Annotated in this window: 28 protein-coding genes; 15 read left to right on the top strand and 13 right to left on the bottom strand. The window is 74.9% G+C overall.

Annotation, left to right across the window (positions count from 1 at the left end; translation table 11 throughout):
* The 3 genes from infB to ACFSBI_RS14025 all read left to right on the top strand — a co-directional run.
* Positions 1-2,037 (top strand): translation initiation factor IF-2 (infB, locus tag ACFSBI_RS14035; protein WP_377935977.1); only part of this gene is annotated, 2,037 nt, incomplete at its 5' end.
* A gap of 64 nt (positions 2,038-2,101) precedes the next feature.
* On the top strand, positions 2,102-2,536 hold the full coding sequence (rbfA, locus tag ACFSBI_RS14030; RefSeq protein WP_377935975.1) for a 30S ribosome-binding factor RbfA: 435 nt from the start codon (positions 2,102-2,104) through the stop codon (positions 2,534-2,536).
* On the top strand, positions 2,533-2,928 hold the full coding sequence (locus tag ACFSBI_RS14025) for a DUF6804 family protein (protein ID WP_377935973.1): 396 nt from the start codon (positions 2,533-2,535) through the stop codon (positions 2,926-2,928). The genes rbfA and ACFSBI_RS14025 overlap by 4 nt, the downstream gene beginning before the upstream one ends.
* Before the next feature lie 16 nt (positions 2,929-2,944).
* On the opposite strand, the gene ACFSBI_RS14020 is transcribed toward ACFSBI_RS14025, so the two are convergent.
* Together ACFSBI_RS14020 and ACFSBI_RS14015 are read right to left on the bottom strand one after the other, a co-directional pair.
* Positions 2,945-3,805, bottom strand: coding sequence for an HhH-GPD family protein (locus ACFSBI_RS14020; protein WP_377935971.1), 861 nt, complete (start codon positions 3,803-3,805; stop codon positions 2,945-2,947).
* Entirely contained in the window at positions 3,802-4,158 is a 357-nt protein-coding gene (locus ACFSBI_RS14015; RefSeq protein ID WP_377935981.1) for a GNAT family N-acetyltransferase, read from the bottom strand. The genes ACFSBI_RS14020 and ACFSBI_RS14015 overlap by 4 nt, the downstream gene beginning before the upstream one ends.
* Before the next feature lie 41 nt (positions 4,159-4,199).
* Here ACFSBI_RS14015 and ACFSBI_RS14010 point away from each other — a divergent pair, with 41 nt between their 5' ends.
* Entirely contained in the window at positions 4,200-4,844 is a 645-nt protein-coding gene (locus tag ACFSBI_RS14010; protein ID WP_377935969.1) for a nucleoside/nucleotide kinase family protein, read from the top strand.
* Here the strand turns inward: ACFSBI_RS14010 and ACFSBI_RS14005 are convergent.
* The gene (locus tag ACFSBI_RS14005) at positions 4,841-5,230 is read right to left on the bottom strand and encodes a VOC family protein (protein WP_377935968.1); all 390 of its coding nucleotides are present in this window, start codon (positions 5,228-5,230) and stop codon (positions 4,841-4,843) included. The two genes, ACFSBI_RS14010 and ACFSBI_RS14005, sit on opposite strands and share 4 nt — an antisense overlap.
* Positions 5,231-5,331: 101 nt before the next feature.
* Between ACFSBI_RS14005 and truB the strand changes: the two genes are divergently transcribed.
* From truB to ACFSBI_RS13975, 6 genes are all read left to right on the top strand, one after another.
* A complete protein-coding gene (gene truB / locus ACFSBI_RS14000) occupies positions 5,332-6,195 on the top strand; it encodes a tRNA pseudouridine(55) synthase TruB (protein ID WP_377935966.1) in 864 nt (287 codons plus the stop codon).
* Complete coding sequence (locus tag ACFSBI_RS13995; RefSeq protein WP_377935964.1) at positions 6,192-6,560, top strand: hypothetical protein; 369 nt, start codon at positions 6,192-6,194, stop codon at positions 6,558-6,560. Before truB ends, ACFSBI_RS13995 begins: the two co-directional genes overlap by 4 nt.
* Positions 6,557-6,901, top strand: coding sequence for a hypothetical protein (locus tag ACFSBI_RS13990; RefSeq protein ID WP_377935962.1), 345 nt, complete (start codon positions 6,557-6,559; stop codon positions 6,899-6,901). The genes ACFSBI_RS13995 and ACFSBI_RS13990 overlap by 4 nt, the downstream gene beginning before the upstream one ends.
* A gap of 8 nt (positions 6,902-6,909) precedes the next feature.
* A complete protein-coding gene (locus ACFSBI_RS13985; RefSeq protein WP_377935960.1) occupies positions 6,910-7,209 on the top strand; it encodes a hypothetical protein in 300 nt (99 codons plus the stop codon).
* A 149-nt stretch (positions 7,210-7,358) separates the two neighbouring features.
* A complete protein-coding gene (locus ACFSBI_RS13980) occupies positions 7,359-7,784 on the top strand; it encodes a hypothetical protein (protein WP_377935959.1) in 426 nt (141 codons plus the stop codon).
* A 1-nt stretch (position 7,785) separates the two neighbouring features.
* The gene (locus ACFSBI_RS13975; protein WP_377935957.1) at positions 7,786-8,721 is read left to right on the top strand and encodes a bifunctional riboflavin kinase/FAD synthetase; all 936 of its coding nucleotides are present in this window, start codon (positions 7,786-7,788) and stop codon (positions 8,719-8,721) included.
* Between the two features lie 75 nt (positions 8,722-8,796).
* Here the strand turns inward: ACFSBI_RS13975 and deoC are convergent, their stop codons facing one another.
* The gene (gene deoC, locus ACFSBI_RS13970) at positions 8,797-9,519 is read right to left on the bottom strand and encodes a deoxyribose-phosphate aldolase (RefSeq protein WP_377935955.1); all 723 of its coding nucleotides are present in this window, start codon (positions 9,517-9,519) and stop codon (positions 8,797-8,799) included.
* 170 nt (positions 9,520-9,689) lie between these two features.
* Between deoC and ACFSBI_RS13965 the strand changes: the two genes are divergently transcribed.
* Complete coding sequence (locus ACFSBI_RS13965; protein WP_377935953.1) at positions 9,690-11,273, top strand: stealth family protein; 1,584 nt, start codon at positions 9,690-9,692, stop codon at positions 11,271-11,273.
* 191 nt (positions 11,274-11,464) lie between these two features.
* Here ACFSBI_RS13965 and ACFSBI_RS13960 read toward each other — a convergent pair whose 3' ends face one another.
* The 3 genes from ACFSBI_RS13960 to ACFSBI_RS13950 all read right to left on the bottom strand — a co-directional run bounded on the left by ACFSBI_RS13960 (position 11,465) and on the right by ACFSBI_RS13950 (position 14,422).
* Positions 11,465-12,451 carry a phosphodiesterase gene (locus tag ACFSBI_RS13960; protein WP_377935951.1) on the bottom strand — a complete coding sequence of 329 codons (987 nt, stop codon included), beginning with the start codon at positions 12,449-12,451 and terminating at the stop codon, positions 11,465-11,467.
* A gap of 169 nt (positions 12,452-12,620) precedes the next feature.
* A complete protein-coding gene (locus tag ACFSBI_RS13955; RefSeq protein WP_377935949.1) occupies positions 12,621-13,499 on the bottom strand; it encodes a carbohydrate kinase family protein in 879 nt (292 codons plus the stop codon).
* Complete coding sequence (locus ACFSBI_RS13950) at positions 13,496-14,422, bottom strand: pseudouridine-5'-phosphate glycosidase (protein WP_377935947.1); 927 nt, start codon at positions 14,420-14,422, stop codon at positions 13,496-13,498. The genes ACFSBI_RS13955 and ACFSBI_RS13950 overlap by 4 nt, the downstream gene beginning before the upstream one ends.
* Positions 14,423-14,536: 114 nt before the next feature.
* Here ACFSBI_RS13950 and ACFSBI_RS13945 point away from each other — a divergent pair, with 114 nt between their 5' ends.
* Positions 14,537-15,988 carry an FAD-dependent oxidoreductase gene (locus ACFSBI_RS13945; RefSeq protein ID WP_377935945.1) on the top strand — a complete coding sequence of 484 codons (1,452 nt, stop codon included), beginning with the start codon at positions 14,537-14,539 and terminating at the stop codon, positions 15,986-15,988.
* Positions 15,989-16,142: 154 nt separating this feature from the next.
* Complete coding sequence (locus ACFSBI_RS13940) at positions 16,143-18,242, top strand: DEAD/DEAH box helicase (RefSeq protein WP_377935943.1); 2,100 nt, start codon at positions 16,143-16,145, stop codon at positions 18,240-18,242.
* Between the two features lie 75 nt (positions 18,243-18,317).
* Here ACFSBI_RS13940 and ACFSBI_RS13935 read toward each other — a convergent pair whose 3' ends face one another.
* Positions 18,318-19,451 (bottom strand): glutathione-independent formaldehyde dehydrogenase, encoded by a 1,134-nt coding sequence (locus ACFSBI_RS13935; protein WP_377935941.1) that lies wholly within the window; start codon positions 19,449-19,451, stop codon positions 18,318-18,320.
* A 102-nt stretch (positions 19,452-19,553) separates the two neighbouring features.
* Positions 19,554-19,841, bottom strand: a complete 288-nt coding sequence (locus ACFSBI_RS13930) for a hypothetical protein (RefSeq protein WP_377935940.1) — start codon at positions 19,839-19,841, stop codon at positions 19,554-19,556.
* A 60-nt stretch (positions 19,842-19,901) separates the two neighbouring features.
* Here ACFSBI_RS13930 and ACFSBI_RS13925 point away from each other — a divergent pair, with 60 nt between their 5' ends.
* Positions 19,902-20,156: a hypothetical protein gene (locus ACFSBI_RS13925; protein WP_377935938.1), complete on the top strand. Its 255-nt coding sequence runs from the start codon at positions 19,902-19,904 to the stop codon at positions 20,154-20,156.
* A gap of 108 nt (positions 20,157-20,264) precedes the next feature.
* Positions 20,265-20,993 (top strand): membrane protein insertase YidC, encoded by a 729-nt coding sequence (gene yidC / locus ACFSBI_RS13920; RefSeq protein WP_377935936.1) that lies wholly within the window; start codon positions 20,265-20,267, stop codon positions 20,991-20,993.
* A 137-nt stretch (positions 20,994-21,130) separates the two neighbouring features.
* On the opposite strand, the gene ACFSBI_RS13915 is transcribed toward yidC, so the two are convergent.
* Genes ACFSBI_RS13915 through ACFSBI_RS13900 form a run of 4 tightly spaced genes read right to left on the bottom strand, consistent with a single transcriptional unit; the run spans position 21,131 to position 26,438 of the window.
* Positions 21,131-23,218 (bottom strand): S9 family peptidase, encoded by a 2,088-nt coding sequence (locus tag ACFSBI_RS13915; RefSeq protein WP_377935934.1) that lies wholly within the window; start codon positions 23,216-23,218, stop codon positions 21,131-21,133.
* On the bottom strand, positions 23,215-24,564 hold the full coding sequence (locus tag ACFSBI_RS13910; protein WP_377935932.1) for a maltokinase N-terminal cap-like domain-containing protein: 1,350 nt from the start codon (positions 24,562-24,564) through the stop codon (positions 23,215-23,217). The genes ACFSBI_RS13915 and ACFSBI_RS13910 overlap by 4 nt, the downstream gene beginning before the upstream one ends.
* Before the next feature lie 51 nt (positions 24,565-24,615).
* A complete protein-coding gene (locus ACFSBI_RS13905) occupies positions 24,616-25,299 on the bottom strand; it encodes a hypothetical protein (RefSeq protein WP_377935931.1) in 684 nt (227 codons plus the stop codon).
* On the bottom strand, positions 25,296-26,438 hold the full coding sequence (locus ACFSBI_RS13900; protein ID WP_377935929.1) for a YihY/virulence factor BrkB family protein: 1,143 nt from the start codon (positions 26,436-26,438) through the stop codon (positions 25,296-25,298). The genes ACFSBI_RS13905 and ACFSBI_RS13900 overlap by 4 nt, the downstream gene beginning before the upstream one ends.
* Positions 26,439-26,451: the final 13 nt, after the last annotated feature.

The raw sequence follows: 26,451 nt of genomic DNA, 5'->3' as shown, positions 1-26,451 counted from the left end.
CCCGGCGGTGCCGGCGGCGGCCGTCCGGGTGCGCCGGGCGGCTTCCAGCGCCCCGCGGGCGGCTTCGCCGGCCGTCCGGGCGGCGGCGGTCGCGGTCGCGGCCCCGGCGGCGGCACCGCGGGTGCGTTCGGCAAGGGCGGCGGGAAGTCCCGCCAGCGCAAGTCGAAGCGGACGAAGCGCGCCGAGTTCGAGATGCGGCAGGCGCCGACGCTCGGCGGTGTCAGCGTCCCCCGCGGCGACGGCACCACCACGATCCGCCTGCGCCGCGGCGCGTCTATCACGGACTTCGCGGACAAGATCGACGCGAGCCCCGGCAACCTCGTCACGGTGCTGTTCCACCTCGGTGAGATGGCCACGGCGACCGAGTCGCTGGACGAGGCCACGTTCCAGGTGCTGGGCGAGGAGCTCGGCTACCGGATCGAGATGGTCTCGCCCGAGGACGAGGACCGCGAGCTGCTCGAGGGCTTCGACATCGAGTTCGAGTACGACGAGGACGACGAGGACCTGGAGATCCGGCCGCCGGTCGTGACCGTCATGGGCCACGTCGACCACGGCAAGACGAAGCTGCTCGACTCGATCCGCAACGCGAATGTCGTCGCGGGCGAGGCCGGCGGCATCACCCAGCACATCGGCGCCTACCAGGTCTGGAAGGAGCACGAGGGCTACGAGCGGGCCATCACCTTCATCGACACCCCGGGTCACGAGGCGTTCACCGCCATGCGTGCCCGTGGTGCCGAGGTGACGGACATCGCGATCCTCGTGGTCGCCGCCGACGACGGCGTCATGCCGCAGACGGTGGAGGCCCTGAACCACGCCCAGGCGGCGAACGTGCCGATCGTGGTCGCGGTGAACAAGGTCGACAAGGAGGGCGCGAACCCGGCGAAGGTCCGGCAGCAGCTCACCGAGTTCGGCCTGGTGGCGGAGGAGTACGGCGGCGACGTGCAGTTCGTCGACGTCTCGGCCCGCGACGGCCTCGGCATCGAGGACCTGATGGACGCGGTGCTGCTCACCGCGGACGCGGCGCTCGACCTGCGTTCGAACCCGAACCGGGACGCCCGAGGCGTCGCGGTGGAGGCGCGGCTCGACAAGGGCCGCGGCGCCGTCGCGACCGTCCTCATCCAGTCGGGCACGCTGCGCGTCGGCGACTCGATCGTCGCCGGCACGGCCTACGGCCGCGTCCGCGCGATGACCGACGAGAACGGCAACGCGCTGACCGAGGCCTACCCGTCCCGCGCCGTCCAGGTGCAGGGCCTCTCGTCCGTCCCGCGCGCCGGCGACACCTTCCTCGTCACCGAGGAGGACCGCACGGCCCGTCAGGTGGCGGAGAAGCGCGAGGCCGCCGAGCGGAACGCGTCGCTGGCGAAGGCCCGCAAGCGCATCTCGCTCGAGGACTTCATGGGTCAGATCGAGGCCGGCAAGGTCGACTCGCTGAACCTGATCATCAAGGGCGACGTGTCCGGTGCCGTCGAGGCGCTGGAGGAGTCGCTCCTGAAGATCGAGGTCGACGACTCGGTCCAGCTGCGGATCATCCACCGCGGCGTCGGCGCGGTCACCGAGTCGGACGTCAACCTGGCGACCGTCGACAACGCGATCATCATCGGGTTCAACGTCCGCCCGGACGCGAAGGCCCGCGAGCGCGCCGCCCGCGAGGGCATCGACATCCGCTTCTACTCGGTGATCTACTCCGCGCTGGAGGACGTCGAGCAGTCGCTGAAGGGCATGCTCAAGCCGGAGTACGAGGAGGTCCAGTCGGGCCTCGCGGAGATCCGCGAGATCTTCCGCTCGTCGAAGGTCGGCAACATCGCGGGTGTCTACGTCCGCAGCGGCACGATCACCCGCAACGCGAAGGCGCGAGTGATCCGCAACGGCGTGGTCGTCGGGGACAACCTGGCGATCGACTCGCTGCGCCGCTTCAAGGACGACGTCACCGAGGTGCGGACGGACTACGAGGCCGGCATCGGCCTCGGTCGGTTCAACGACATCCAGATCGGGGACGAGATCGAGACGATCGAGACCCGCGAGAAGGTCCGCGCGTAGTCCCGTTCTGCAGGCGGATCCCGGCCGAGCGCCGGGGTCCGCCTGCACGACGAAGGAGGAGAAGATGGTCGACCACGGCAGGGCCGCGAAGCTGGGCGACGCGATCAAGGAGATCGTCGCTCGGCGGCTGGACAAGGGCCTGCGCGATCCGCGGCTCGGGTTCGTGACGATCACGGACGTCCGCATGACCGGCGACCTGCAGCACGCGAGCATCTTCTACACGGTGTACGGCACCGAGGAGGAGCGCGAGGACTCGGCGGCCGCGCTGAAGGCCGCGACCGGGATGCTGCGCACCGAGGTCGGTCGCAACATCCGCGCCCGGTTGACGCCGACGCTCGAGTTCATCCCCGACGCGATCCCGGAGAACGCGGCGCACGTCGCCGATCTGCTCGCGACGGCGCGGGAGCGCGACTCCGCTGCTCGCGCGCTGGCCGAGGGCGCGCAGTACGCCGGCGAGGCCGACCCCTACGTGAAGCCCCGCGAGGCCGACGAGGCGTGAACGGCAACCGCGCCGAGCGGCGGGCTGCGGCGCGCGCGCCGCAGCCGTCGCCCCAGCGGTACGGGTCCGGCAAGGAGCGCCGGGCGCTCGCCCCGGCGGCGCTCGGCGCCGTGGTGCTCCTCTCCGGTCTGCTGCTGATCGGGACCGGGCTCTACGTCGTCGTCCTCTACGTCGTGAGCGTGCTCGCCCTGATCACGGCCGTGCTCGTCGGGCAGGCCGGCCGGTGGGCGTGGCTGCCGGTCCCGATCGTGGTGGCCGTGCTCTGGAACCCGGTCCTGCCGTTCGCGTTCAGCGGTCAGCCCTTCCGGATCGGCCACGTCGTCGCCGCGGCGGCGCTCGTGCTCACGGGGACGTTCGCCCGGTACGACACGAGGCGCGCGGGCGCTGCCTGACCGCGCGGGTGCCGGCTCAGGCCGGCAGCGCCCAGCCGCCCTCGGCGCGCGCGGCGAGCCCGTCCCGCTCGAGGCCCTCGAGGATCCGGGCCGCCTCCGGCACCGCCCGGGCCAGCTCGGCCTCGGTCAGGGGCACGTCGGAGGCGCGGAGCTCGGCCATCACGCGACCGCGGCGCTGCCGGTCCGAGCCCTCGAAACGCGGCTGCCGCCGCACCGGCGGGCCGTCGTGGGCGGGTGAGCCGGCGGCCCTCCACGCGCAGGAGCGGCGCAGCGGACACTCGTCGCAGCGGGGCGCGCGCGCGGTGCAGAGCACGGCGCCGATCTCCATCATCCCGGCGTTGAACAGGCGCTGCTCCTCGAGATCCTCCGGCAGCAGCGCCGACATCGCGGGCAGGTCCCGCCGGGCGCTCGGCGCCGCCGGCTGCGCGACCCCGTCCACGGCTCTCGCGAGGACCCGCCGGACGTTCGTGTCCACCACGGGGTGCCGTCCGCCGTGCGCGAAGACGGCGACCGCGCGGGCCGTGTAGTCGCCCACGCCCGGCAGCGCAAGCAGCTCGTCGACGTCCTCCGGCACCCGGTTGCCGTGCCGCTCCGCGATCGCGGCGGCGCACGCGTGCAGCGCGAGCGCGCGCCGCGGGTAGCCGAGCCGGCCCCACGCGCGCAGCACGTCGGCCTGCGACGCGGCCGCGAGGTCGGCGGGCGTCGGCCAGCGGCGCAGCCACTCCTCGACGACGGGCACCACGCGCGCGACCTGCGTCTGCTGCAGCATCAGCTCGCTGATCAGCGTGCCCCACGCGCTGAACCCCGGCCGCCGCCAGGGCAGGTCGCGGGCGTGCTCCCGGAACCAGCCGGTCACCGCGGCGGCGTCGAGAGTCACAGGCGCCTCTCGAGCATGCCGTCCGCGGCATGCGTGTACCCGTGGCCGAGCAGGAGCGGGACGTGGCCGCCGGTCGCCGCCGCTCGGACGGCGTTCACGCCCGCCTCGATCGCCTCGCGCTCGACCGCGTCGAGCAGCCGGGCGCCGACGCCCCCACGGCGCGCGTCCGGCGCGACCGCCAGCCGCTCGAGCCGCACGTGGTCCGGGTGCGGCCAGCGCACGGCGACGCCGACGACCCGCTCGTCGGTGAGCGCGACGAGCGGCCCCAGCGCCGAGACGGCCGTCGCCCAGTCGCCGAGGTCCGGCACGAAGCGGCGGAGCTCGGCCTCGTCGGCCTCCCGCCCGGCACGCATCCGCAGCACGGGCCCGAGCGTAGGCGGATAGCGTCGCGGGCATGCGCTGGCAGCCGGACCGCTCCTCGACCGTCGCGGAGTACGCCCGGGAGGTGCTCGAGGTGTTCCCGCAGGGCCGCCTGGTCCTCGGGATCGACGGCGTGGAGACGCCCTGGCCCGGGGAGCACGGGGAGGCCAGCGGGCGCGAGGCGTTCGCCCGCGACCTCGCCGGGGCGTTCGTCGACGCCGGCACCGCCGCCGCCGCGGTGCGCCTCGGCGACTTCCTGGCTGCCGACGGCCTCCCCGCGGACCCGGAGCGCCTCTACGACGTGGCCGCGTTCCGCGAGCGCGTGCTGAAGCCCTACCGCCGCGGCGACGACCTGGAGATCCCCTCCGGCGACGCCGAGTCCGAGACGACCTTCTCGCCGGGGGAGCGCGCGGTGCTCGTGGTGTCGGGCCCGTTCCTGCACCTCGGCGAGCTGCCCGCGCTCTGGCACCGCAGCGCCTGGCTGCAGATCCCCCGCGCGGAGGCGTGGCGCCGGGAGGGGCTGCGGACGCGGTACGCGGAGGACTCGCCCGAGCTCGTCGGCTGGAGCGGGCTCGTCGACGACGCCTTCGTGCGCGTCGACGCCCGCAAGCGCGCCACCGCGACCTTCGACCTCACGGACCCGGAGCACCCGCGCCGCCGGTTCGAGGACGCCTGCTAGGCGGACGCCTCCTCCGGCTCGCCCATGAACAGGAAGCCCAGGTTGTTGCCGTCCGGGTCCTCGAGGTCGCGCACGTACATCGACCCGTGCTCCTGCGCGGGTCCCGGCTCGGTGCCGCCCGCGGCGAGTCCCCGCGCGACCGTCTCGTCGACCTCCTCGCGCGACGACCGGGTGACGTTCAGCCCGACGAGCGCGTGCGTGCGCGGGTCGGCGACCGGTTTGTCGGTCATCGACGCGAACACCTCGCGGGCCAGGACCATGAGGAACACGTGCTCCTCGAGCACGACGCAGACCGCGGTCTCGTCGGAGAAGCGCGGATCCACCTCGAAGCCGAGCGCCTCGTAGAAGGCCCGCGCCCGCGGCACGTCGGTCGTCGTGATGCTCACCCAGAGGTCCCTGCCCACCGCGGCCTCCCCGCCTCGACGCGGTTCAGGATGCCGCCCGCCCCACCGTCCGTCAACAGTCGGCGGGGTGGGACGATGGGGGCGTGCCGGCGCCCGGGATCCTGCTCGTCGACAAGCCCCTCGGCCCGACCTCGCACGACCTCGTGTCGCGCGTGCGCCGGCTGGCCGGCACCCGCCGCGTCGGGCACGCGGGCACCCTCGACCCCGCCGCGACCGGGCTGCTGCTGCTCGGCGTCGAGGGCGCGACGCGCCTGCTGACCTACCTGGTCGGCCTCGACAAGACGTACGAGGCGACGATCCGGCTCGGCTGGGGCACCACCACCGACGACGCCGAGGGCGTGCCGACCTCCGCGCCGGCGGAGGTCGGCGAGGAGGTGCTCGCCCGCCTGCCCGAGGAGGTCGCGCGCCTGACCGGCGAGCTGGACCAGGTGCCGTCCTCCGTCAGCGCCGTCCACGTCGACGGCCGGCGCGCCCACGAGCTGGTGCGCGCGGGGGAGCGGGTCGAGCTGCCCGCCCGGCGCGTGACCGTGCAGCGCTTCGACGTAGTGGCGGTGCGGGGCGCGGAGGTCGACGTGGTCGTCGACTGCAGCAGCGGCACCTACATCCGCGCGCTCGCCCGCGACCTCGGGGGCGCGCTCGGCGTCGGGGGCCACCTGACGGCGCTGCGGCGCACGCGCGTCGGGCCGTTCGAGGTGGGGGAGGCGGGCCCGCTGGAGCCGCCGCTGCGCCTGCTCGACCCCGCCGCGGTCGCCGCCCGCCTGTTCCCGGTGCTCGAGCTGGAAGCCGCGGCCGCGACGGCGCTGCGGCAGGGCAAGCGGCCCGAGGTCGAGCAGGAGGACGCCGCCGTGGCGGCCGCGGTCGATCCGGACGGCGCGCTCGTCGGGCTCGCCCGCGTCGAGCGGGGCCGCGCCGCGGTGCTGATGAACCTGCCGCAGGTGGCGTCGTGATCGCCGGCTACACGGCCGTCGTCGCGATCGTCGCGGCCGCGGCAGGGGTGCTCGCGATCGTGCTCGGCCTCGCCGGCCGCAAGCCCTCCGACCTGTCGCTCGCCGGCCCCGCGCTGATCGAGCTGCTGCTCGTCGCCCAGCTCGTCATCGCGATCGTCGCGCCGTTCGTCGGCAACCCGCCGACCGGCAACGCGGTCGAGTTCTACGCCTACCTCGTCGGCGCGATGGTGATCCCGCCCGCCGCGATCGTGTGGGCCCTGACGGAGCGCACCCGCTGGTCGGTCGTGGTCGTCGGCATCGGCTGCCTGGCCGTGGCGGTCATGATCGTCCGCATGCAGATCATCTGGACGGTGCAGGGCTCGTGAGCGCCGCCGACACCCTCGAGTTCCGCATCGAGTCCCACGGGGACGGGCCGGCGCGCCTGCGTCGGGCGGTCGCGGCGATCGCGATGGCGGTGAACTCGAGCACGCCGCCGGGCGGCGTGCCGCCCCTCGACGACGCGCTCGTCGTCCGCCGCGCCTCCGGTGCCGTCGTGCTGCGCGGCCCGGTCAAGCCCGGGCTGCGGCGCTTCCTCAAGCGGGCCGTGGAGCGCGACCTCGGCAGCATGTCGGAGTCCGAGTTCCTGCGCGCCTGGGGCCCGCCGGGCGGCTGGGACGAGCGGTACAAGCGCTGGCAGGAGCGCGGGTGGGTGCCCCCGGTCCTCTAGCCGCCGACGTGCTCGAGGTCCGCCTCGAACCGGTGCGGGGCGCGCGGCGCGCCCGCAGGGTCGGGGTGAACGCGGTGCTGGCCGTCGTCGGCGTCGTGCTGCAGGGGCTCGAGCCGTCGTTCGCGCTGACCGAGCTCGTCATCGTCCGTCGGGGCGGGCCGGAAGTCGTGCGGGGCGACGTGCCGACGTCGGACCGCGGGTGGCTCGTCGACCAGCTGCGACGCGACCTCCGCTCGATGACGGAGTCGCGGTTCCTGGGCAGGTGGGGCGACCCCGGCCGGTGGCGGGAGGCGCTCGCCGGGCGGTGAGCCCCTGTCCCCTCGCGCGGTCCTCGTGGCGGGCCGCGGCGGGTGGACCGACCGCGGGGCGCCGCGGCGACCGCGCAACGAGGCGCGGCGACCGCGCGAGGGCGGGCGCGTCGGGCGCCCGGCGAGCGGGTGGGAGAATCGTCGGCGCGATGACAGAGACCCGCCCCGCCCGGCCGAGGACCGCTGGCCCCGGCCGCGTCCTGATCGCCTTCTACTTCGTCATGACGCTCGCCGCGCTCGTGCGCTCCGTCGTGCAGATGATCACCGACTTCGCCGCCGCCCCGCTCGCGATCGTGCTGTCGTTCGTCGCCGGCGTCGTCTACCTGGTCGCGACGATCGCGCTCGCGCGCTCCGGCCGCACGGCGTTCCGCCTCGCCTTCACCACGATCGTCTTCGAGCTGATCGGCGTGCTGCTGGTCGGCACCCTCTCGCTCGTGCTGCCGGAGGTGTTCCCCTTCCGCTACACCGTCTGGTGGGGCTACGGGCTCGGCTACCTGCTGCTGCCGCTCGTGCTCCCCGTGCTCGGCCTGCTGTTCCTGCGCAGCCAGCGCGCGGTCTTCGCCGAGGAGGGCTGAGGTGCAGGTCTTCCACGGCCCCGCCGACGTGCCGGCCGGCTTCGGCCCCTCCGCGGTCACGATCGGCAAGTTCGACGGCCTGCACACCGGCCACCGCGCGGTGATCGCGGACCTGAAGGCCTTGGCGGGGGACTCGCTCGTGCCCACGGTGGTCACCTTCGACCGCAACCCGCTCGAGCTGCTGCGTCCCGAGTCGTGCCCGCACCCGCTCGTCGCGCTCGACCAGAAGCTCGACCTGCTCGCCGAGGCCGGCGTGGCGGCGACCCTCGTGCTCGAGTTCGACCGGGCGCTCGCGGACCTCGAGCCCGAGGCGTTCGTCGAGCAGGTGCTGACCGTGCCGCTCGCCATGCGGCGGGTGCTCGTGGGCGACGACTTCCGCTTCGGGCGCGGCGGCCGCGGCGACGTGGGCCTCCTCGACGCGCTCGGCGCCCGGCACGGGTTCTCCGTCACCGTGCTGCCGAAGGTGGTGGAGGCGCGGCGGCGCGTGTCCTCGACCTGGATCCGCGAGCTGCTGCAGGCCGGCGCCATCGAGGAGGCGACCGCGCTGCTCGGGCGGGCGCCGTCGGTGCGCGGCGAGGTGGTGCACGGTGCGCACCGCGGGCGCGAGCTCGGCTACCCGACGGCGAACCTGGCGGAGCGCAGCGACGGCATGATCCCGGCGGACGGCGTCTACGCGGGGCGCCTCATCGACCGCAGCCTGCCCACGCCGATCGCCTACCCGGCCGCCATCTCCGTCGGCAGCAACCCGACGTTCGAGGGCGTGCCGCCGAAGCAGGTGGAGGCGTACGTGCTCGACCGCACGCTCGACCTGTACGGGCACGTCGTCGAGATCGAGTTCCGGCACCGCATCCGGGGCCAGATCGCCTACGCGGGGATCGAGCCGCTGATCGCGCAGATGGCGGTCGACGTGGCCCGCGTCCGCACGCTCAGCGACTGAGTCGCTCCGTATCGCGATAGATGCCGTCTCTGATGGTGGGAGGCGGCATCTATCGCGATACGAGAGACCTTCGGGTCAGTAGGAGGAGGCGTCCTCCGCGCCGGAGGCCGCGGCGCCGGACTCGAGGCGCTGCGCGTCGGTCAGGATCGTCTCGGTCGCGCTCGTGCCGAAGCGGTCGACCCCCGCGGCGCGCATCTCGAGCAGGGTCTCCAGCCCGCGCACGCCGCCCGACGCCTTCAGCCGCACCGCGGGCGAGACCGCGTCCCGCATGAGGGCGAGGTGGTGGAGCGTCGCACCGCCGCCGCCGAAGCCGGTGGAGGTCTTCACGAACGACGCGCCGCCCGCCTCGGCCGCCTTCGCGCCCGCGGTCACCTGGTCGTCGTCGAGGTAGGCGGTCTCGAGGATCACCTTGACGACGCGGCCGTCGGCGGCCTCGACGACCGCGCGCACGTCGTCCGCCACCGCCTGGACGTCGCCGCTGCGGAGGCGGCCGATGTGCAGCACCATGTCGAGCTCGCTCGCGCCGTCCGCGATCGCCTGGCGCGACTCCGCGACCTTCGCGGCCGTCGAGGTGGTGCCGTGCGGGAAGCCGATCACGGTGCCGACCGCGACCGGGGTGCCGGCGAGGCGGGCGACGGCCCGCGGCACGTCCGAGGGGCGCACGCAGACGCTGAACACCTCCCACCGGGCGGCGAGGTCGAGGTCCGCGTCGACCTCGGCGTCGGTCAGCTCGGGCTTCAGGATCGCGTGGTCGATCAGGCGGGCGATGGCGGCTGCGGTCACGGGCTCGTCGGGCACGGGGCAGGAGCCTACGCGCGGCGGGTCGCGGCGGCCCCCGCCGGGTCCCGAGCCGCCCGCCCGCTACGATCCTCCCTCGGCGGACCACCCGTCCCTCGCACCGACGCCGCCGTGCGCGGCGGGAGGAAGCACCCGAACCCACCGCACCGACTCTCCGAGGGGGACCCGCCGTGCCTGCGCGCTCCAAGCTCCGTCCCCTGCAGAGTCCGGCGAGCCGCATCCGGTCCCGCGCGGACGTCGTCGAGAGCGGCGGGGTGCTCGCGCTCGCCGGCCGCGGCGAGACGCCGGCCGAGGCGCGGACCAACGACCTGCGCTTCCTCGCGGAGGCGCTCGAGGCGGCGGACGTGCAGATCCTGCTCGCCCGCGACGACCTGCACCGGCCGATCCTCGTCGTCGACGAGTCCGACCGCCTCGCCGCGACCCGGGCGCTCGTCTCCGCCTGCGCCGACGAGCCGTTCGTCGCGACGGCGCTGCGCCGCGACCTCAGCCCCCGGGGCGAGCGGGTCCTCATCGCCGACGGCGACGTCGCCCCGACGCGAACGGATCGCCTGCTGTCGGTGCACCGGCCCCGCGTCGACGCGGCCGGGGTCCTCCACGACGACCCGGCGACGGGCGTGCGCTTCGAGTTCTGGGTGCGCCAGGGCACGGAGGTGCGGGTGCCGGCGCCGAACGCGCTGACCCGCCGCCGCTTCGCGCTCGCCGACGTGCACCCCGCCGAGACCGAGCGCTACGGCCGCACCTGGCCGACGATCCGCGACATGTTCACGGACCTCGTGTCCGACGTCACCTTCCCGATCGACATGGTGTTCAGCTGGGTCGACGGCACCGACAAGGAGTGGCAGCGCGCCCGCGCCCGCCGCATGGCCTCCTACGTCGTCGGCGAGGGCGACGACGCGGAGGCCCGGTACCGGCAGATCGACGAGCTGCGGTACGCGCTGCGGTCCGTGCACACCTACCTGCCGTGGGTGCGGACGATCTGGATCGCTACCGACTCGAAGGCGCCCGCCTGGCTGGCCGACCACCCGAAGGTGCGGATCGTGCGCAGCGAGGAGTTCTTCCCGGACCCCGCCTGGCTGCCGACGCACAACTCGCAGGCGGTGGAGAGCCAGCTGCACCGGATCCCCGGCCTCAGCGAGCACTTCATCTACTCGAACGACGACATGTTCATCGGCCGTCCGCTGCGCCCCGAGGTGTTCTTCAGCCCGGGCGGCGTGAGCCGCTTCATCGAGGCGGACACCCGCATCGGCATCGGCGACAACGACCCCGCGCGCAGCGGGTTCGAGAACGCGGCGCGGGTGAACCGCCGGCTGCTGCGGGAGCGCTTCGACCGCGTCATCACCCGGCACCTGGAGCACGCCGCGACGCCGCTGACGAAGAGCGTGATCGAGGAGATGGAGCGCGAGTTCCCGGAGGAGTTCGCCGCGACCGGGGCGAGCCCGTTCCGCGCGAAGGACAACATCTCCGTCACGAACAGCCTGTACCACTACTACGCCCTGCTCACCGGGCGCAGCGTGCAGAACACCTCGTCGTCCGTGCTCTACGTCGACACGACCACCCACAAGGGCCTCGGCCTGCTGAAGCGGCTGGGGCGCCGCCGCGACGTCGACTTCTTCTGCCTGAACGACGGCAGCTTCCCGGAGGTCGCGCCGGACGTGCGGACGAAGAAGGTCACGGACTTCCTGCAGCGCTACTTCCCGCTGCCGGGCCCCTGGGAGCGGACCGAGGAGGCGACGGCTCCGGCCCAGGCGGGGTGAGAGCTCGCGAGCGCGGGTGTCTCGAGGCTCGCCGGCGCTCGCACCTCGACCAGCGGTGCGGAGGCCGAAGGCCGACCGGCGCCTCATGGCGTCGAAGAGCGCGGGCGCGAGGAGCGCAGCGACGAGCCTGCCCAGGCGTCCGCGAGCGGGCCGCGGAGCGGTCCGGGAGCGGGCGCCTCTGCGCGGAAGTACTACGGCAGCGTGATCGGCCGCGTCATCGCCTCGAGCTCGTGGTCGACGCGGTCGCGGCGCGCCGGCACGGGTGCGTTCACCCGGTCCGCGATGACGACGCCGTGCGCCGCGAGGACCGCGTCGGTCTCCGCGGCCGACGTCGACGACATCGTGCGGCCGGCCGCGACCGGGACCACGGAGTGCGTGATCGTCCGGTCGTAGACGTGGACCAGGTTGTACGACTGGTTGCCGTCCTGCGGCCTCGTGCTGCGGGCCTCGCCGGTCAGGTCCTGCGTGTAGCAGGTGGCCGACGCGACCGACACGGGTACGCCGGCGAACATGCCGCTGGTCGAGAAGTGGACGTGGCCGGCGAGGATCGCGCGCACGTCGCTGCCCTCCACGACCTCCGCCAGCTGGTGCTGCTCCCGCAGCTCCACGAGCACCGCGAGGTCCTGCACGCAGGGCAGCGGCGGGTGGTGCATCGCGAGGATCGTGCCGTGCGGGGCCGGGCTCGCCAGCTCCTCCGCCAGCCAGTCGAGCTGGGCGCCGGACAGCGAGCCCCAGTGCTCGCCCGGCACGGACGTGTCGATCGTGATGACGCGCAGGCCGTTCACGTCGTAGACGCGGTCCACCGGCCGGCTGCTGCCGTGCTGCCCGAAGAGGACCCGGCGGAAGGTCGCCCGGTCGTCGTGGTTGCCCATGCACCAGATGACCTGGGCGCCGAGGCGCTCGGCGGCGGGCTCCACGATGTCGCGCAGCAGCCGGTACGCCTCCTCGTCGCCGCGGTCCGCGAGGTCGCCGGAGAAGACGATCGCCTCGGGCCGCGTGCCGGCGGCCTCGAGGTCCGCGAAGATGCGCTGGAGGCTGCGCTCCGGCGCGATCGCGTCGTACAGCCGTCCGCCGGGGACGAGCAGGTGCGTGTCGCTGAGGTGCAGCAGGAAGTGGTCGGGCCGCGCGTGCTCGGCGACCCGGACGGCATCGGAGCCCTCGGCTCCTCGGCTGGACATCTGACGCTCTCGCTTTCGTCGCGGTGAACGGGACCGTACTCAAGGGCGGTGACGCGGGGAGTCCCCAGTAGTGGCGGGGAGATGAACAGGCATCGTCCGTCAGGTGACCTATCAGTGCGCTGAGGGGGCCGCGCGTGGCGCGGATCGGACTCGCGGGTGCCGCGATCGCTCAGCGGGGGCGGGCGCCGACCTGCTCGACGGCCCGGGCGGCGAGGCGAGCCGCGGCGCCGGCGGCCTCCCACGGGGACGCGCCGTCCGCCAGGCCCGCGAGCAGGCCGGCGACCCACGCGTCGCCGGCGCCCGTCGGGTCCGCGAGCACGGCCGGGACGGCGGGCACGAAGCGCGCCTGCCCGTCGGTGCGGACGAGCGCGCCCTTCCCGCCGAGGGTGACGGCGACGAGGGCGTGGTCCTCGGCGAGCGCCCGCGCGGCCCGCGCCGCGTCCGGCTCGCCCGTCAGCAGCGCCGCCTCCGCCTCGCTCGCGACGAGCACCTCGACGCCGGCGACGACGCGGCGGAAGCGGGCCGGGCCGTACTCCGCGAGGAGCCCTGCGGAGCCGGGCGCCACCGAGCGTCGCGCACCCCCGGCGGCGGCGCGGTCCCGCAGGCCGCTCAGGCGCTCGTCCCGGTCCTCGTCCGCGAAGCCGTGCGCCGTCAGGTGCAGGTGGTCGTGCGCCGACAGCAGCGCGTCGGTGACGGCCTCGGGCGCCGTCGCCCGGTTCGCTCCGCGGTCCGTGAGCATGGTGCGGCGCTCGCCCTGCGAGAGCACGACGATCGTGCCGGTCGGCAGCGCCGCCGACTCGCCGAGGCGCGGCACGACGCCGTGCCGGGCGAGGTCCGCGCCGCAGCGCGCGGCGTCGCCCGCGCCGACCGTCGCCACGAGCGTCGCGGCCGCGCCGGTCACCGCGAGCCAGCACGCGGTGTTCGCGGCCGAGCCGCCGGGCACCCGCTCGATGCGGCTCGGCGTGTCCGTGTCGTCGCGGACGGGGCCCTCCGGCCGCACGAGCACGTCGTCGATCACGTCCCCGACGACGAGGACGCGCGGGGTCACCGCGTCAGGTCGGCGTAGGCGGCGGCGATCCGGCCGGCCACCCGCACGTTGTTCCTCGCGAGCGCGAGGTTCACCTCGAGCGAGACGCCCTCCGACGCCTGCACGATGTACTGCAGCAGGAACGGCGTGACCGCCTTGCCGCGCACCTTCGCGGCGTCCGCCGCGGCGAAGGCGCTCGCCAGGACCCGGTCGTGCTCGGCCGGGTCCCACTGCTCGTCCTCGGGGATCGGGTTCGCGACGACCAGCCCGGGGCGGGGGCGGCGGTCGTCCGGCGCCGCGTCCTGCGCCACGAGGATGCGGGCGACGTCCTCGGGGCCGTCGACCCGCCAGTCGAGCGAGAACTCCGAGCCCGACAGCCAGAAGCTCGGGAACACGTCGGTGCCGAACCCGACGACGGGCACCGACAGCGTCTCGAGGCGCTCGAGGGTGGCGGCGATGTCGAGCACGCTCTTCACGCCCGCGGTGACGACCGCGACCGGGTGCTCCGCGAGCGCGGCGAGGTCCGCGGACTCGTCGAACGTCGTGGAGGCGCCGCGGTGCACGCCGCCGAGCCCGCCGGTGGCGAACACCCGCACCCCGGCCAGCGCGGCGAGGTGGGTCGTCGCGGCAACGGTCGTGGCGGCGCTCGCACCCCGCGCCGCGAGGATCGGCAGGTCCCGGATGCTCGCCTTCGCGAGGTCCTCGTTCGCGATGCGGTCGAGCCCGGCCTCGTCGAGCCCGACGTGGGGGACCCCGTCGAGCACCGCGATCGTGGCCGGGACGACGCCCGCGTCCCTCAGCACCGTCTCGAAGTCCTGCGCCGCCTCGAGGTTGCGGGGGCGCGGCAGGCCGTGGCTGATGATCGTGGACTCGAGCGCGACGACGGGTCGGTGCGACGCGAGCGCGTCGGCGACCTCGGGGGAGAGGACGAGCGGATTCGGCACCCCGAGAGCCTAGGAGGCCGCGCGGCGCCGGGCCGAACCGGAGGCGCCGTCGACGCATCGGCGCCTCCTCGAAGACCGCGGTCCGGGCACAGGCTCGGGCACTAGCGTTCCCGCGTGGCGGGGGACGAGTACGACGAGCTGGTCGTCGGCGCCGGCGTGACCGGGCTGACGACGGCGCTGCTGCTCGCCCGCGGCGCCCGCCGCGTCGCCGTCGTGACGGCGGAGCCGGTCGGCGGCGGCTCCTCCGGGCGGTCCGCGGGCATCGTCAGCCAGCTGCACGGCTCCGCCTACCGGCGGCTCGCCGGGGAGACGGCGAGGCGCAACGCCGCGGCCTATCGGGCGATGAACGCGGCCGGGTTCGACCTGATCGCCGAGCTGCTCGCGGAGTCCGGGACGCCCCACGAGCGCCGGGACGCCGTGCTCGTCGCGCTGCGCCCGGGCGGCGCCCGACTGATCGACGACGAGCACCTCGCCGCCCACCGCGCCGGGCTGCGGCTCGAGAAGCGGCAGCGGCTGGACCTGCCCTTCGCGCACCACGGCGCGCTGCGGCTGCCGGACCAGGTCCTCGTCGATCCCGGGCGCCTGCTCACCGCGCTGGCGGTCGCCGCGCGGAACGCCGGCGCGGAGATCGTCGAGCGGGAGCGCGTGATCGACGTCGACGTCCGCCGCGGGCACGTCCGCGTCGAGACCGGCGCGGGGGAGCGGAGCGCTGCACGGCTCGTGCTCGCGACCGGCACGCCGGTGCTCGACCGGGGCCTGTACGCGCTGAAGACGCAGCCCTTCCGGATCATGGCGGTGGTCGGCACCACGCCGGACGCCTCGCTGCCGATGACCACCGCCCTCGGGCCCGGCGCCGTCAGCACGACGGTCGCCACAGGCGCGGACGGCCGGCTGGTCGGGATCGGCGCCGCCCACCCTGTGGGCACCGACGGGCCCGAGTCCCGGCACCTCGCCGCGCTCGAGGCGCAGGTGCGCGGCCTCGTCCCGGGGTTCGAGCGGGTCGGCTCCTGGAGCGGGCAGGACTACCGGCCCTTCAACCCGATCGCCTTCGTCGGCGCGCTGCCCCGCGGGCTCGGCTCCGTCACCTTCGCGACCGGGTACGACGGCTGGGGCCTCACGCAGGGCGCGGCGGCGGGCATCCGGATCGCGGGGGACCTGCTCGGCCGGCCGAGGCCGCGCTGGGCGACGACGATCGGCCGCCGGGTCACCCGGCCGCCGAGCATGGTGATCGGCGCCCGCGCCGACCTGCGCGCCGCCGCGACCCGGGTGGGGTCGCTGCGGCGCATCGCCCCCGCCGACCTCGCGCTGCTCGCCGACGGCCAGGGGCTGGTGCACCGGACCGACGAGGGCGCCGTCGCGACGAGCCTGATCGACGGGGTGGTGTCGAGCGTGACCGCGTCCTGCAGCCGCTGCGGGGGCCGGGTGGCCTGGAACGACGTCGAGCTGGGCTGGGACTGCCCGGTGTGCGGCAGCCGCTTCTCCCCGCAGGGCGAGGTCGTGGAGGGCGCCGCCCGCGGCCGCCTGCGCCCCGCGTCCGGCGTGCCGCGGGACGGCTCGCCGATCTGACGTACACTGGGACACGCCGCAGCGCATCCTCAGCAGCCGCCCCGGACGATGCACGTCCGAATCCGGCCTGACCGCGCGGCATCAGTCACACCCCAGCTCCGCCCGGTGATCCCCACCGGCTCCGGCGGACGTGACCCGGTTCTGGAGACCAGATTTGGCCCGATCCACGGCGACCCCCACCCGCACCCGCGCGTCCCGCAAGGGCGCCTTCGACAACACCGGGCTGATCCCGGTCCTCGCCCGCGCGGTGCGCGAGGTCGAGACCGCCGCCGGCCGCGGGACGGTCGGCCCGTCGGGGCGCACGAAGTTCCAGGTGATCGCGCTGCTCGTGCGCGAGGAGCGCGCCCGCGCGAAGAACGACCCGGAGATGGCGGAGGACGTCCGCGCCGAGACGCTGAAGCGCCTCGACGGCGTCGCGACGATCCTCGCCAAGACCGCCGCGCGCGACACCTCGCTCATCGCGCTGCTCGAGACGTCGAGCAGCCCCTCCGACGCCGCCCGGGCGCTCAAGCGCCGGATGCTCGAGGAGGCCGGCTACGACGTGCCGGAGGAGGTCGTCGCGCCCGCGCCGAGCGTCGCGGACCCGTTCGCGGAGCGCCAGGTGACGCCGAGGTCGGTGCGCTCGCGGCAGCTCGCGAACCCGTTCCTCGCCCCCGACTTCGCCCTCGGCCGCACCCCGCACCTCACGCGGCGGCTCGCGAACTGGGAGCTGCTCGGCCCGCTGTTCAAGGCGTTCGAGGCCGGCGGCTCCGTCACCTCGATGGAGCTGCCCGAGCCGCCGGCGAAGCCGCGCTGGGCACCGGCCGGCACGGCGCTGATGCGGCACCAGGCGGAGTTCGTCGAGTCGGTCGCCCGCGGGCACCGCACGTTCCTGCTCGCCGACGAGCCGGGCCTCGGCAAGACCGCGCAGAGCCTGATCGCGGCCTCGGTCGCCGACGCCTTCCCGCTGCTCGCGGTGGTCCCGAACGTCGTGAAGATGAACTGGGCGCGCGAGGTGCAGCGCTGGATCCCCGGTCGCACGGCGACCGTGATCAACGGCGACGGGGCCGACCTCGACGCGTTCGCCGACGTCGTGGTCGTCAACTACGAGGTGCTCGACCGGCACTCCGGGTGGCTGAAGACGCTCGGCTTCAAGGGCATGGTCGTCGACGAGGCCCACTTCATCAAGAACCACTCGGCGCAGCGCTCCAAGCTGGTGCTCTCGCTGGCGCAGGCGCTGCGGGAGCGCCGCAGCGACCCGCTGCTCATGGCGCTGACCGGCACCCCGGTGATCAACAGCACCGAGGACTTCAAGGCGATCTGGCAGTTCCTCGGCTGGATCGACGAGACGAAGCCGCTGCCCGAGCTGATGGCGCGGCTCGAGGAGACGGGGCTCGCCCCGAACGACGCGGGCTTCTCCTCCGCCGCGCGCCGCGCCGTCATCGACATGGGCGTCGTGCGCCGCCGCAAGGTCGACGTCGCCGCCGACCTGCCGGCGAAGCGCGTGGTCGACCTGCCGGTCGAGCTGGACGACGAGGCGGGCCGCTCCATCCGCCAGGCCGAGCGCGAGCTGCAGCAGCGGCTCGTGCAGCGCTACCGCTCCATCGCGGGCGGTCGGAAGCCGGAGACGCTCGAGCAGAAGCTGCAGATCGTGCGGCTCGTCGCGGAGCAGGAGCTGGAGGAGTCGCGCGGCGCGACCACCGGCGAGAACATCTTCACGATGATCCGCAAGATCGGGTCGGCGAAGGCGGCGCTCGCGGCGGACTACGCGACGCAGCTGGCGCGCTCCACCGGCAAGGTCGTGCTCTTCGCGAAGCACATCGACGTGATGGACCAGGCGGAGGCGACCTTCGCCCGCCGCGACATCCGCAACGTCTCGATCCGCGGCGACCAGACCGCCGCGGCCCGCGAGCGCGCGGTGGACAGCTTCGTGAACGACAAGCGGACGAAGGCGATCGTCTGCTCGCTGTCCGCGGCCGGCGTCGGGATCAACCTGCAGGTCGCCTCGAACGTCGTGCTCGCCGAGCTGTCCTGGACGGCCGCGGAGCAGCAGCAGGCGATCGACCGCACCCACCGCATCGGGCAGTCGGAGCCGGTGACGGCCTGGCGGATCATCGCCGCGCACACGATCGACGCCCGGATCGCCGAGCTGGTCGACAGCAAGGCGAGCCTCGCGGCACGCGCGCTGGACGGCGACGACACCGAGGTCACCGGCGAGACGAGCGTGCAGCTCGACGCCCTGATCTCCCTGCTGCGGGACGCGCTCAAGCTCTGAGCCCGGCGCCTGCGGCCCGCAGGTGCAGTCCGCGGCGGCACGTCCGCCGCAGACCGCGCCTGAGCGCTGCCCGGGTCAGGGGTGGAGGAGCACCTTCGTCCAGCCGTCCTTGCGGTCGTCGAAGTTCTTGTAGCCCTCGGCGGCCTCGTCGAGGCTCAGCTCCTGGCTGACGATGATCCCGGGGTTGATGCGGTCCCGGTGGATCAGGTTCCGCAGGCCCCGGTTGTACTCCTTGACGTTCGCCTGCCCGGTGCCCATGGACTGGCCCTTGAAGAAGAACGTGCCGAAGTCCATCGCGAACTCGCCCTGCTTCGCGAGGTCGTCTGACGCGTTCGGGTCCTGCGGCACGAAGACCCCGATGACGCCGATGCGGCCGGTCGGGCGCACGGCCTGGATGAGGTTGTTGATCGTGACCCCGGGCTGCTCGTGGCCCTCGTGGTCGTGCGCCTGGTAGCCGACCGCCTCCACGCCCTTGTCGGCGCCCTGGCCCCCGGTCGCGTCGAGCACCTGCTGCACGCCGCTGCCGTCGCTGTCGTCGATCGGCGTCGCGCCGACCGCCTCCGCGAGGCGCAGCCGGTCGGGCTGGTGGTCGATCACGTACACCTCGGCCGCGCCGCGGACCTGGGCCGACATCGCCGCCATCAGGCCGACCGGACCGGCGCCGTAGATCACGACGGAGTCGCCCGTCCGCACCTGCGCCAGCTCGGTGCCGTGGTACCCGGTCGGCAGGATGTCGGAGAGCATCGTGTAGTCCTTCTGCTTCTCCCGCGCGTCGTCCGGCAGGACGAGGGCGTTGAAGTCGGCGTAGGGCACGCGCAGCAGCTCGGCCTGGCCGCCTGAGTACGGGCCCATGTCGGCGTAGCCGTAGGCCCCGCCCGCGCTGCCCGGGTTCACGGTCAGGCAGAAGCCGGTCAGCCCGGCGTCGCAGTTCCTGCAGAACCCGCAGGCGATGTTGAACGGCAGCACGACCATGTCGCCGACCTTCACCCTGTCGACCGCGTCGCCGACCTCGACGACCTCGCCCATGTTCTCGTGGCCGAGCACCTTGCCGGTCTCGACGTCGGTGCGTCCCTCGTACATGTGCAGGTCGCTGCCGCAGATGTTCGCCGTCGTGATGCGGACCAGGGCGTCGGTCGGGCGCTCGATCCGCGCGTCCGGCACCTCGTCGACGGAGACGTTCTTCGGGCCGTGGTACACGAGTGCGCGCATGATTCCTCCAGTTCGTGCGCACCGTTCGATACGCACGAGACCACCGTGCGCGCCGACCCTGGACAGCACCGCCGCGGCGGCTGCGAGACTCCGGGGCCCGGGTCAGCGGGGCTCGGCGTCGGCGAGGCCGAGGGCCTCCCGGATCCACGCGAGCTCGAACGCGCGCTCCTGCCAGGCGGCGCAGCGGCCGCTGACGCTGCCGTGGCCGGCGCTCGCCTGCCGAGACATCCGCAACGTCTCGATCCGCGGCGACCAGACCGCTGCCGCCCGTGAGCGCGCGGTGGACAGCTTCGTGAACGACGAGCGGACGAAGGCGATCGTCTGCTCGCTGTCCGCCGCCGGTGCGGCCCTCAGGTGCAGTTGCGGCGGCACGTGCCGCCGCAACTGCACCTGAGCACCGCACCTACGGCGTCCGGGCGCGAGCCTGGGGCCCGGGCCTAAGGTGGGGCCGTGGTCCTGGAGGTGCTCGCGCGCACGCTGCCGCTGGTCGGCGCGGACGGGACCGCGGTCGAGATGCTGCTCGCCGGGGCGGTCGTGGTCGTGCTGCTGAGCGCGGCCGTGCTGCTGCACGTCGTGCGCGTGCCGGTCGCCGCGCAGGTGGCGGCGCCCGCCGACGGCTTCGCGCGGCTGCGCGTGCTGCTGCGCGCGACCGACCCCGCAGCGCCGGGCCACGTGAGGACCAGGGCACCCGCACCGACGCGCTGACCGGACCGCGCCCGCGGTCCCGCACGCCGTCGACCCGGTCGCCCCGGGTCGTTCCCCCGACCCGTCGTCCGCGGGTCGTCACGTCCGCGACCCGGAAGCACGCCATCCATGTCCCTGCCCGATCTCATCGCCCCCGTCCGCGCCCTCGTCGAGTCGGCGCTCACCCTCCTCCACCACCTCCTCGTCGCCGCCGGACTCGACCCCGCCGATGGCGCCGTCTGGCTGCTCTCCGTCGCGCTGCTCGTCGTCGGCGTGCGGACCGCGCTGCTGCCGCTCGCCGTGCACCAGCACCGCTCGGCCCTCCGCATGCGCGCGCTCGCCCCGGAGGCGGAGCGCCTCCGGCAGCGGTACCGCGGGCGGACCGGTCCTGCGGACCGACGGCGCCACGCGGAGGAGCTGGCCGCGCTGCACCGCCGCCACGGCGTGCGGCCGCTCGCGTCGATGCTGCCGCTGCTCGTCCAGGTGCCGCTCTTCCTCGCCCTCGTCCAGGCGCTCGAGCACGCCTCGCACGCCGCGGGCACCGCCGCGCTCGGCTCCTTCGCGGTGGCCGTCGCGTTCGGCGCGCCGCTCGCCGCGACCGCGTTGACGGGCGGTGCGCCCGCGGCGGTCGTCGGCGGGGCGCTGCTCGCGGCGACCGCGCTCGCGCAGGTGCTGACCCAGCACCTCGCCGTCGTCGGCACGACGGCTCCCGGCGGTCGCCTGCTGCTCCTGCTGCCGCTCCTGACCGCCGCCTCCGGGCTCCTCCTCCCGATCGGGGTCACGGCCTACTGGGCGTGCTCCGCGACGTGGACGCTCGGCCAGCAGGCGGTGCTGCGGCGCGTGGTCCGCGTCGCCTGACGGCGCACCGCAGCCGCTACCGGCGTGCTGCGGCCTTCAGGTGCAGTTGCGGCGGCACGTGCCGCCGCAACTGCACCTAGGGACCGCAGGGTGCGGCCGACGGGCACGCGTGCCCGTCCGGGTGGAGCGGGTCGCCCTCAGGTGGGGTCGACGTCCGCGAGGCCGAGGACGTCGAGGATCCACGCCAGCTCGAACGCGCGCTCCTTCCACGCCGCGTAGCGGCCGCTGACGCCGCCGTGGCCGGCGCTCATCTCGGTGCGCAGCAGCACGTCCGCCCCGACCTCGCGCAGCCGCGCGACCCACTTCGCCGGCTCCACGTAGAGCACGCGGGTGTCGTTCAGCGACGTGGTCGCGAGGATCCGCGGGTAGGGGTGCTCGCCCACGTTCTCGACCGGGGCGTAGGACTTCATGTACGCGTAGACCTCGGGGTCGTGCAGGGGGTCGCCCCACTCGTCCCACTCGATCACCGTCAGCGGCAGCGACGGGTCGAGGATCGAGGTGAGCGGGTCGACGAACGGCACGCCGGCGTGGATGCCCGTGAACAGCTCCGGCGCGAGGTTCGCGACCGCGCCCATCAGCAGGCCGCCGGCGCTCGCGCCCTCCGCGACCATCCGATCCGGCGCGGTCCACCCGGTCGAGACGAGGTGGCGGGCGCAGGCGACGAAGTCGGTGAAGGTGTTCCGCTTCGTCAGGGTCTTGCCCTGCTCGTACCAGTGGCGGCCCATCTCGCCGCCGCCGCGCACGTGCGCGATCGCGAAGACCGCACCGCGGTCGAGCAGCGACAGCCGCGCGATCGAGAACGACGGGTCGATCGACGCCTCGTACGAGCCGTACCCGTAGAGCAGCAGGGGAGCGGGCAGCCCGCCGTCCAGCACGTCCGCGCGGCCCACCAGCGAGATCGGCACCCGGGTGCCGTCGTCCGCCGTCGCCCACTCGCGGCGCTCGCGGTAGCGGGACGAGTCGTAGCCCCCGAGCACCGGCTGCTGCTTCAGCACCCGGCGCTCGCCGGTCGTGACGTCGAGGTCGAGCACGGTCGACGGGGTGAGCAGGGAGGCGAAGCCGATGCGCAGCGTCGGCTGCTGCCACTCCGGGTTCGAGCCGGTGCCGGCGGTGAAGAGGGGCTCGTCGAAGGCGACCTCCTCGAGCCCGCCGTCGCCGAGGAGCCCGACCCGCGCGAGCCCGCCCTGCCGGTAGGAGACGGCGACGAAGCCCGCGAACGCGTCGACGTCCTCGAGCCGCACGCCGACCGCGCCGGGCAGCAGCACGCGCCGCTCGCCCTCGGGGTCCGCGGGGTCCACGGAGACGAGCTCGAAGTCCTCGTGGCCGTCGTTGTGCAGGATCAGCAGGCGGTCCTCGCCGTCCAGCACCGCGTGGTCGACGGAGTACTCGACGCCGTCGCGCCGCGGCCAGACCACCCGGAACCCGAGCTCGGGGTGCTCGAGGTCGAGCAGGCGCACCTCGCTCGTGATCTTGCTGCCCACCCCGATCTCGACGAAGCGGCGGCTGCGGGTCATGCCGGTGCCGACCCAGAACCGGTCGTCCGGCTCGGTGAAGACCTGCTCGTCCTCACCCGTGTCCCCGAGCCGGTGCCGCCAGACGGTGTCCGGGCGCCAGGCCTCGTCGCAGGTCGTGTAGTAGATCGCGGCGCCGTCCGCGTCGAACATGGCGCCCGGCATCGTGCCCTCGATGACGGCGGGCAGCGCGTCGCCCGTCGTCAGGTCCTTCACGTGCAGCACGTAGCGCTCGTCGCCGGCCGTGTCGACCGCCCAGAGCAGCAGGCCGCCGTCGGGGGAGACGTCGAAGCTGCCGAGCGAGTAGAAGTCGTGGCCCGCCGCCTCCGCGTCGTCGTCGAGCAGCACCTGCTCGCCCGGCACGTCGGCGTCGAGCACCGGTGGCGTCCAGTCGTCCGGGCCCGCGATCGGCGCCCGGCAGTGCCTTGCGTACTGCTTGCCCTCCTGGGTGCGGCTGTAGTACCACCAGTCGCCCTCACGGGTCGGGACCGAGAGGTCGGTCTCCTTCGTGCGGGAGCGGATCTCGCCGAACAGGCGCTCGCGCAGCGTCGCGAGGCCGGCGACCCGCTCGTCCGTCCAGACGTTCTCCGCCTCGAGGTGCTCGATCACGGCCGGGTCCTCCCGGTCGCGCAGCCACTCGTAGGCGTCGACGACGACGTCGCCGTGGTGGGTGCGGTCCGACGGTCGCCGGTCGGCGACGGGTGCGCCGCTCATGCGCGGGCCTCGAGCATGCGGTGCACCGCGTCCTCCGGGATCGGGAGCCAGAGGGGCCGGTTGCGCACCTCGTACTCGCACTCGTACAGGGCCTTGTCCAGCTCCAGCGCGGTCAGCAGCGCCGCGTAGGGGTCGAGGGAGCGGCCGAGCTCGCGCTCGTACCCCTCGAGGAACGCGGCGCGGACCGACGCGGTCCAGGCGTTCGCGGCTGCGGCGTCGCCGCCCTCGAGGGCGATCGTGCCGGCGACGTAGTCGAAGCTGCGCAGCATGCCCGCGACGTCGCGGAGCGCCGCGTCGGGCTCGCTGCGCTCGGCCATCGGGCGCAGCGGCTCGCCCTCGAAGTCGAGCAGCACCCACCCGCGGTCGGGCACGAGCAGCACCTGCCCCAGGTGGTAGTCGCCGTGCACGCGCTGCAGCGCCGGCCACTCGTTGCGCGTGCCGCTGACGAGCGCCTCCTCGATCTCCTCCGCGCGGCCCGCGAGGCCGGGGACGAGGCCGATCGCCCGCTTCGCGCGTCCGCGCATGCTCGCGAGCAGGGCCTCGCGCCCGGCCTCGTCCGCGTCGCGGGTCGGGAAGGCCTGCGCGAGCACGCGGTGCACCTCGGCGGTCGCCGCGCCCAGGTCGCGGGCGGGGCCCGTGAAGTCCTCGCCGGCGCGCGCCGCGACGAGCGCCACGCGCCAGGCGTCCTCCGTGCCGGGCAGGTACTCCTGCGCGACCGCGAGGTGCCCGGAGGCGAGGCCGCCCTCCACCGAGGCGTCCGGCCACGTGCCGACGAGCGCACCCCAGGTGGCGGGGACGCGGTCCGACCCCGCCGCCGCGATGGCCGACTGCAGCACGACGTCGGGGTTCTCGCCGTCGTGCAGGGCGCGGAAGACCTTGAGCATCACGCGGGCGATCTCGCCGTCGTCGCGCGTCGCCTCCACGATGATCGACGTGTTCGACTGCTCGCCGGACAGCACCCGGGAGGCGACCAGCGTCGGCGCGGGTCCTTCCCAGCCGAGCGGGACGCCGCGGACGGTCGTGCCGTCGCCCTCGACCTGGCCGCCGCCGAGCACCAGCTCGAGCAGGGCCCGGACGTACGAGGCGTCTCGGGGGCCGTCGATCAGCTCGCCGCCATCGACGGCGCCGATCACGCCGGGCTGGCCGTCGGCGTCCCGCAGCACGACCGGCACCTGGTAGAGCGCGTCGCCCGAGCGCTCGCGCAGCAGCAGCGTGCGCCCCGACCCGTCCGAGGCGATCGGGAACTCGCCCGCCTCGACGAGGTCGGGCGTGCCGGTGGAGGCGAACCAGCGCTGGCCTCCGATCCAGCTGCGCAGCGGGCCGTCGACCGAGGTGCTGTCGGGCATGCAGGCGAACCTACCGAGCGCCGCCCGGGCATCCGCCGCACGGAGCGGCGCTCAGGAGCGGCGGCCCTCGTCCTCGCCCTCGGCCGCCTGCTCGGCCCGCTCGACGGCCTCGGGACCGAGCGCGTCCGCGATCGGCGTCGTGAGCGTCTCGGACTCCGTCGTGGCGGGCTCCGGCTCGGTCGCGGTGCCCGCGCCGGCCTTCGCGGCCGGGTCCTCGTCGGGTTCGTCGGACTCGTCGGTGTCCGGGTCGGCCGCGAGGGTCGACTCGGCCGTGGCCGGCTCGTCGACGGGTGCCGGCTCCTCGGCGGCGGCGGGCTCGTCGGCGGGGGCGTCCTCCCGCACGGGCGGGTCGTCCTCGTCCTCGTCGTCGGGGAACCCCGCCAGGGACTCGTCGCGGGCCTCGGCGGCCTGCCGGAGCGCCCGCTCGAAGTTCTCGGTCGACCGCTCGCGCCACTCGTCGGCGCGGCCGCGGACGTCCTCCGCCGTCTCGGACCAGCGGTCGCGCACCTCGACCGCGGCCTGCGTCCACTGGTCGCGCAGCAGCTGGGCGCTCTCGCTCGCCTGCTCGCGGAGGTGCGAGGCGGAGGCGACGGACCGGTCGCGCAGCAGCCGGGCGGAATCCGCGGCCTTGCGCCGCGTCTCCGCGTTCCGGGCGGCACCCGCGGCCGCGACGACCAGGCCCGCGACCAGCGCGCCGAGCGAGACCGTCCAGCCGACGACGCGCACGCGGCTCATCGCTCGACCGGCCCGTCCTGCTCCACGCGGCCCTCGTCGTCCACCGGGCGCAGGTCGGCGTCCTCCGGCATCGCGAAGTCGTGCTCCACCTCGTCGATCGACGGGGTGCCGTCGGGCTCCTTGCGGCTCATGGCCCCACGGTAGCCGCCGCCCCTTCGGATGACGGCGCCCTGCGCCTCGAGGCGGCGGAGCGCGCGATCGGCCGCCGCGACGCGCGTCGTGTCGCGCAGCGGCACCTTCACCGCGCGCTCGGCGGGGATGCCGTCGCGCAGCTGCCGCACGCGGACCAGCTCGACGTCGAGGGCGGCGCCGTAGACGAGCACGACGTCGACGAGGAACAGCCAGATCAGCAGCACGAGCGCGGAGCCGAGCCAGCCGTAGACGGCGTCGTAGTGCCCGAGCGTCGTCAGGTAGAGCCCGAAGGCCGCGGTCGCGGCGAAGCACCCGCCGACGACGACGAGGGCGCTCCAGATGGTGGGGCCGAGCAGCCGCCGCTCGGTGTTCGGCGCCCAGCGCAGCAGCGCCGCGAGCATGAGCGCGAGCACCGCCGCGAGCACGGGCCACTTCGCCGCCTGCGCGAGCACGAGCCAGGGACCGGCCACGCCCGCGCGCTCGGCGAGGGGGCCGACGATCTGCGGGGTCGCGAGCAGCAGGCCGGCGCAGACCAGCAGCCCCGCGATCAGCGGCACGGCGAGGACGACCATCGCGAGCCGGAAGCGCCACTCCGGCCGCCCCTCCGGCACGTCGGAGAAGCCGTTCAGCACCCGGCCGAAGCCCATCGCCCAGCCCGACACCGCCCAGACGGTGAGGACGAGGCCGATCGCGAGGGCGACGCCGGGTGCCGGGATGGTGGTCAGCTGGGTGAGCGGGTCGCGCAGCCCGGCCACCGTGGCCGGGCTCGCGACCACGGCGACGGTGTCGAGCAGCGCCTCGATCGCGCGGCCCCGGCCGGTCACGAGCGCGAGCGCGGACACGAGGGTGAGCGCGATCGGCAGCAGCGCCAGGCAGGCGTAGGTGGTGAGCGCCGCGGCCTGGTCGACGCCCCGCCGCGCGGAGAAGGCGTGCAGGGTCCGGCGCAGCGCGTACCGCGCGTCCCGGCGGGTCAGCCGGACACGGCGGGGCGGGGGAGGGCGGCGCACCGGCCCGAAGGGC

It is taken from the genome of Amnibacterium endophyticum (assembly GCF_042680685.1).
In the GTDB taxonomy this organism is placed as follows: Bacteria; Actinomycetota; Actinomycetes; order Actinomycetales; family Microbacteriaceae; genus Amnibacterium; species Amnibacterium endophyticum.
Note: the sequence above shows the minus strand (reverse complement) of the source record. Positions and strands in the feature narration are given on the sequence as shown.

Excerpts from the sequence above, each read along its gene's own strand:
- rbfA (WP_377935975.1), top strand. The coding sequence starts at position 2,102 with ATGGTCGACCACGGCAGGGCCGCGAAGCTGGGCGACGCGATCAAGGAG.
- ACFSBI_RS14015 (WP_377935981.1), bottom strand. The coding sequence starts at position 4,158 with ATGCGTGCCGGGCGGGAGGCCGACGAGGCCGAGCTCCGCCGCTTCGTG.
- ACFSBI_RS14010 (WP_377935969.1), top strand. The coding sequence starts at position 4,200 with ATGCGCTGGCAGCCGGACCGCTCCTCGACCGTCGCGGAGTACGCCCGG.
- ACFSBI_RS13980 (WP_377935959.1), top strand. The coding sequence starts at position 7,359 with ATGACAGAGACCCGCCCCGCCCGGCCGAGGACCGCTGGCCCCGGCCGC.
- ACFSBI_RS13960 (WP_377935951.1), bottom strand. The coding sequence starts at position 12,451 with ATGTCCAGCCGAGGAGCCGAGGGCTCCGATGCCGTCCGGGTCGCCGAG.
- ACFSBI_RS13935 (WP_377935941.1), bottom strand. The coding sequence starts at position 19,451 with ATGCGCGCACTCGTGTACCACGGCCCGAAGAACGTCTCCGTCGACGAG.
- yidC (WP_377935936.1), top strand. The coding sequence starts at position 20,265 with ATGTCCCTGCCCGATCTCATCGCCCCCGTCCGCGCCCTCGTCGAGTCG.
- ACFSBI_RS13915 (WP_377935934.1), bottom strand. The coding sequence starts at position 23,218 with ATGAGCGGCGCACCCGTCGCCGACCGGCGACCGTCGGACCGCACCCAC.
- ACFSBI_RS13910 (WP_377935932.1), bottom strand. The coding sequence starts at position 24,564 with ATGCCCGACAGCACCTCGGTCGACGGCCCGCTGCGCAGCTGGATCGGA.
- ACFSBI_RS13905 (WP_377935931.1), bottom strand. The coding sequence starts at position 25,299 with ATGAGCCGCGTGCGCGTCGTCGGCTGGACGGTCTCGCTCGGCGCGCTG.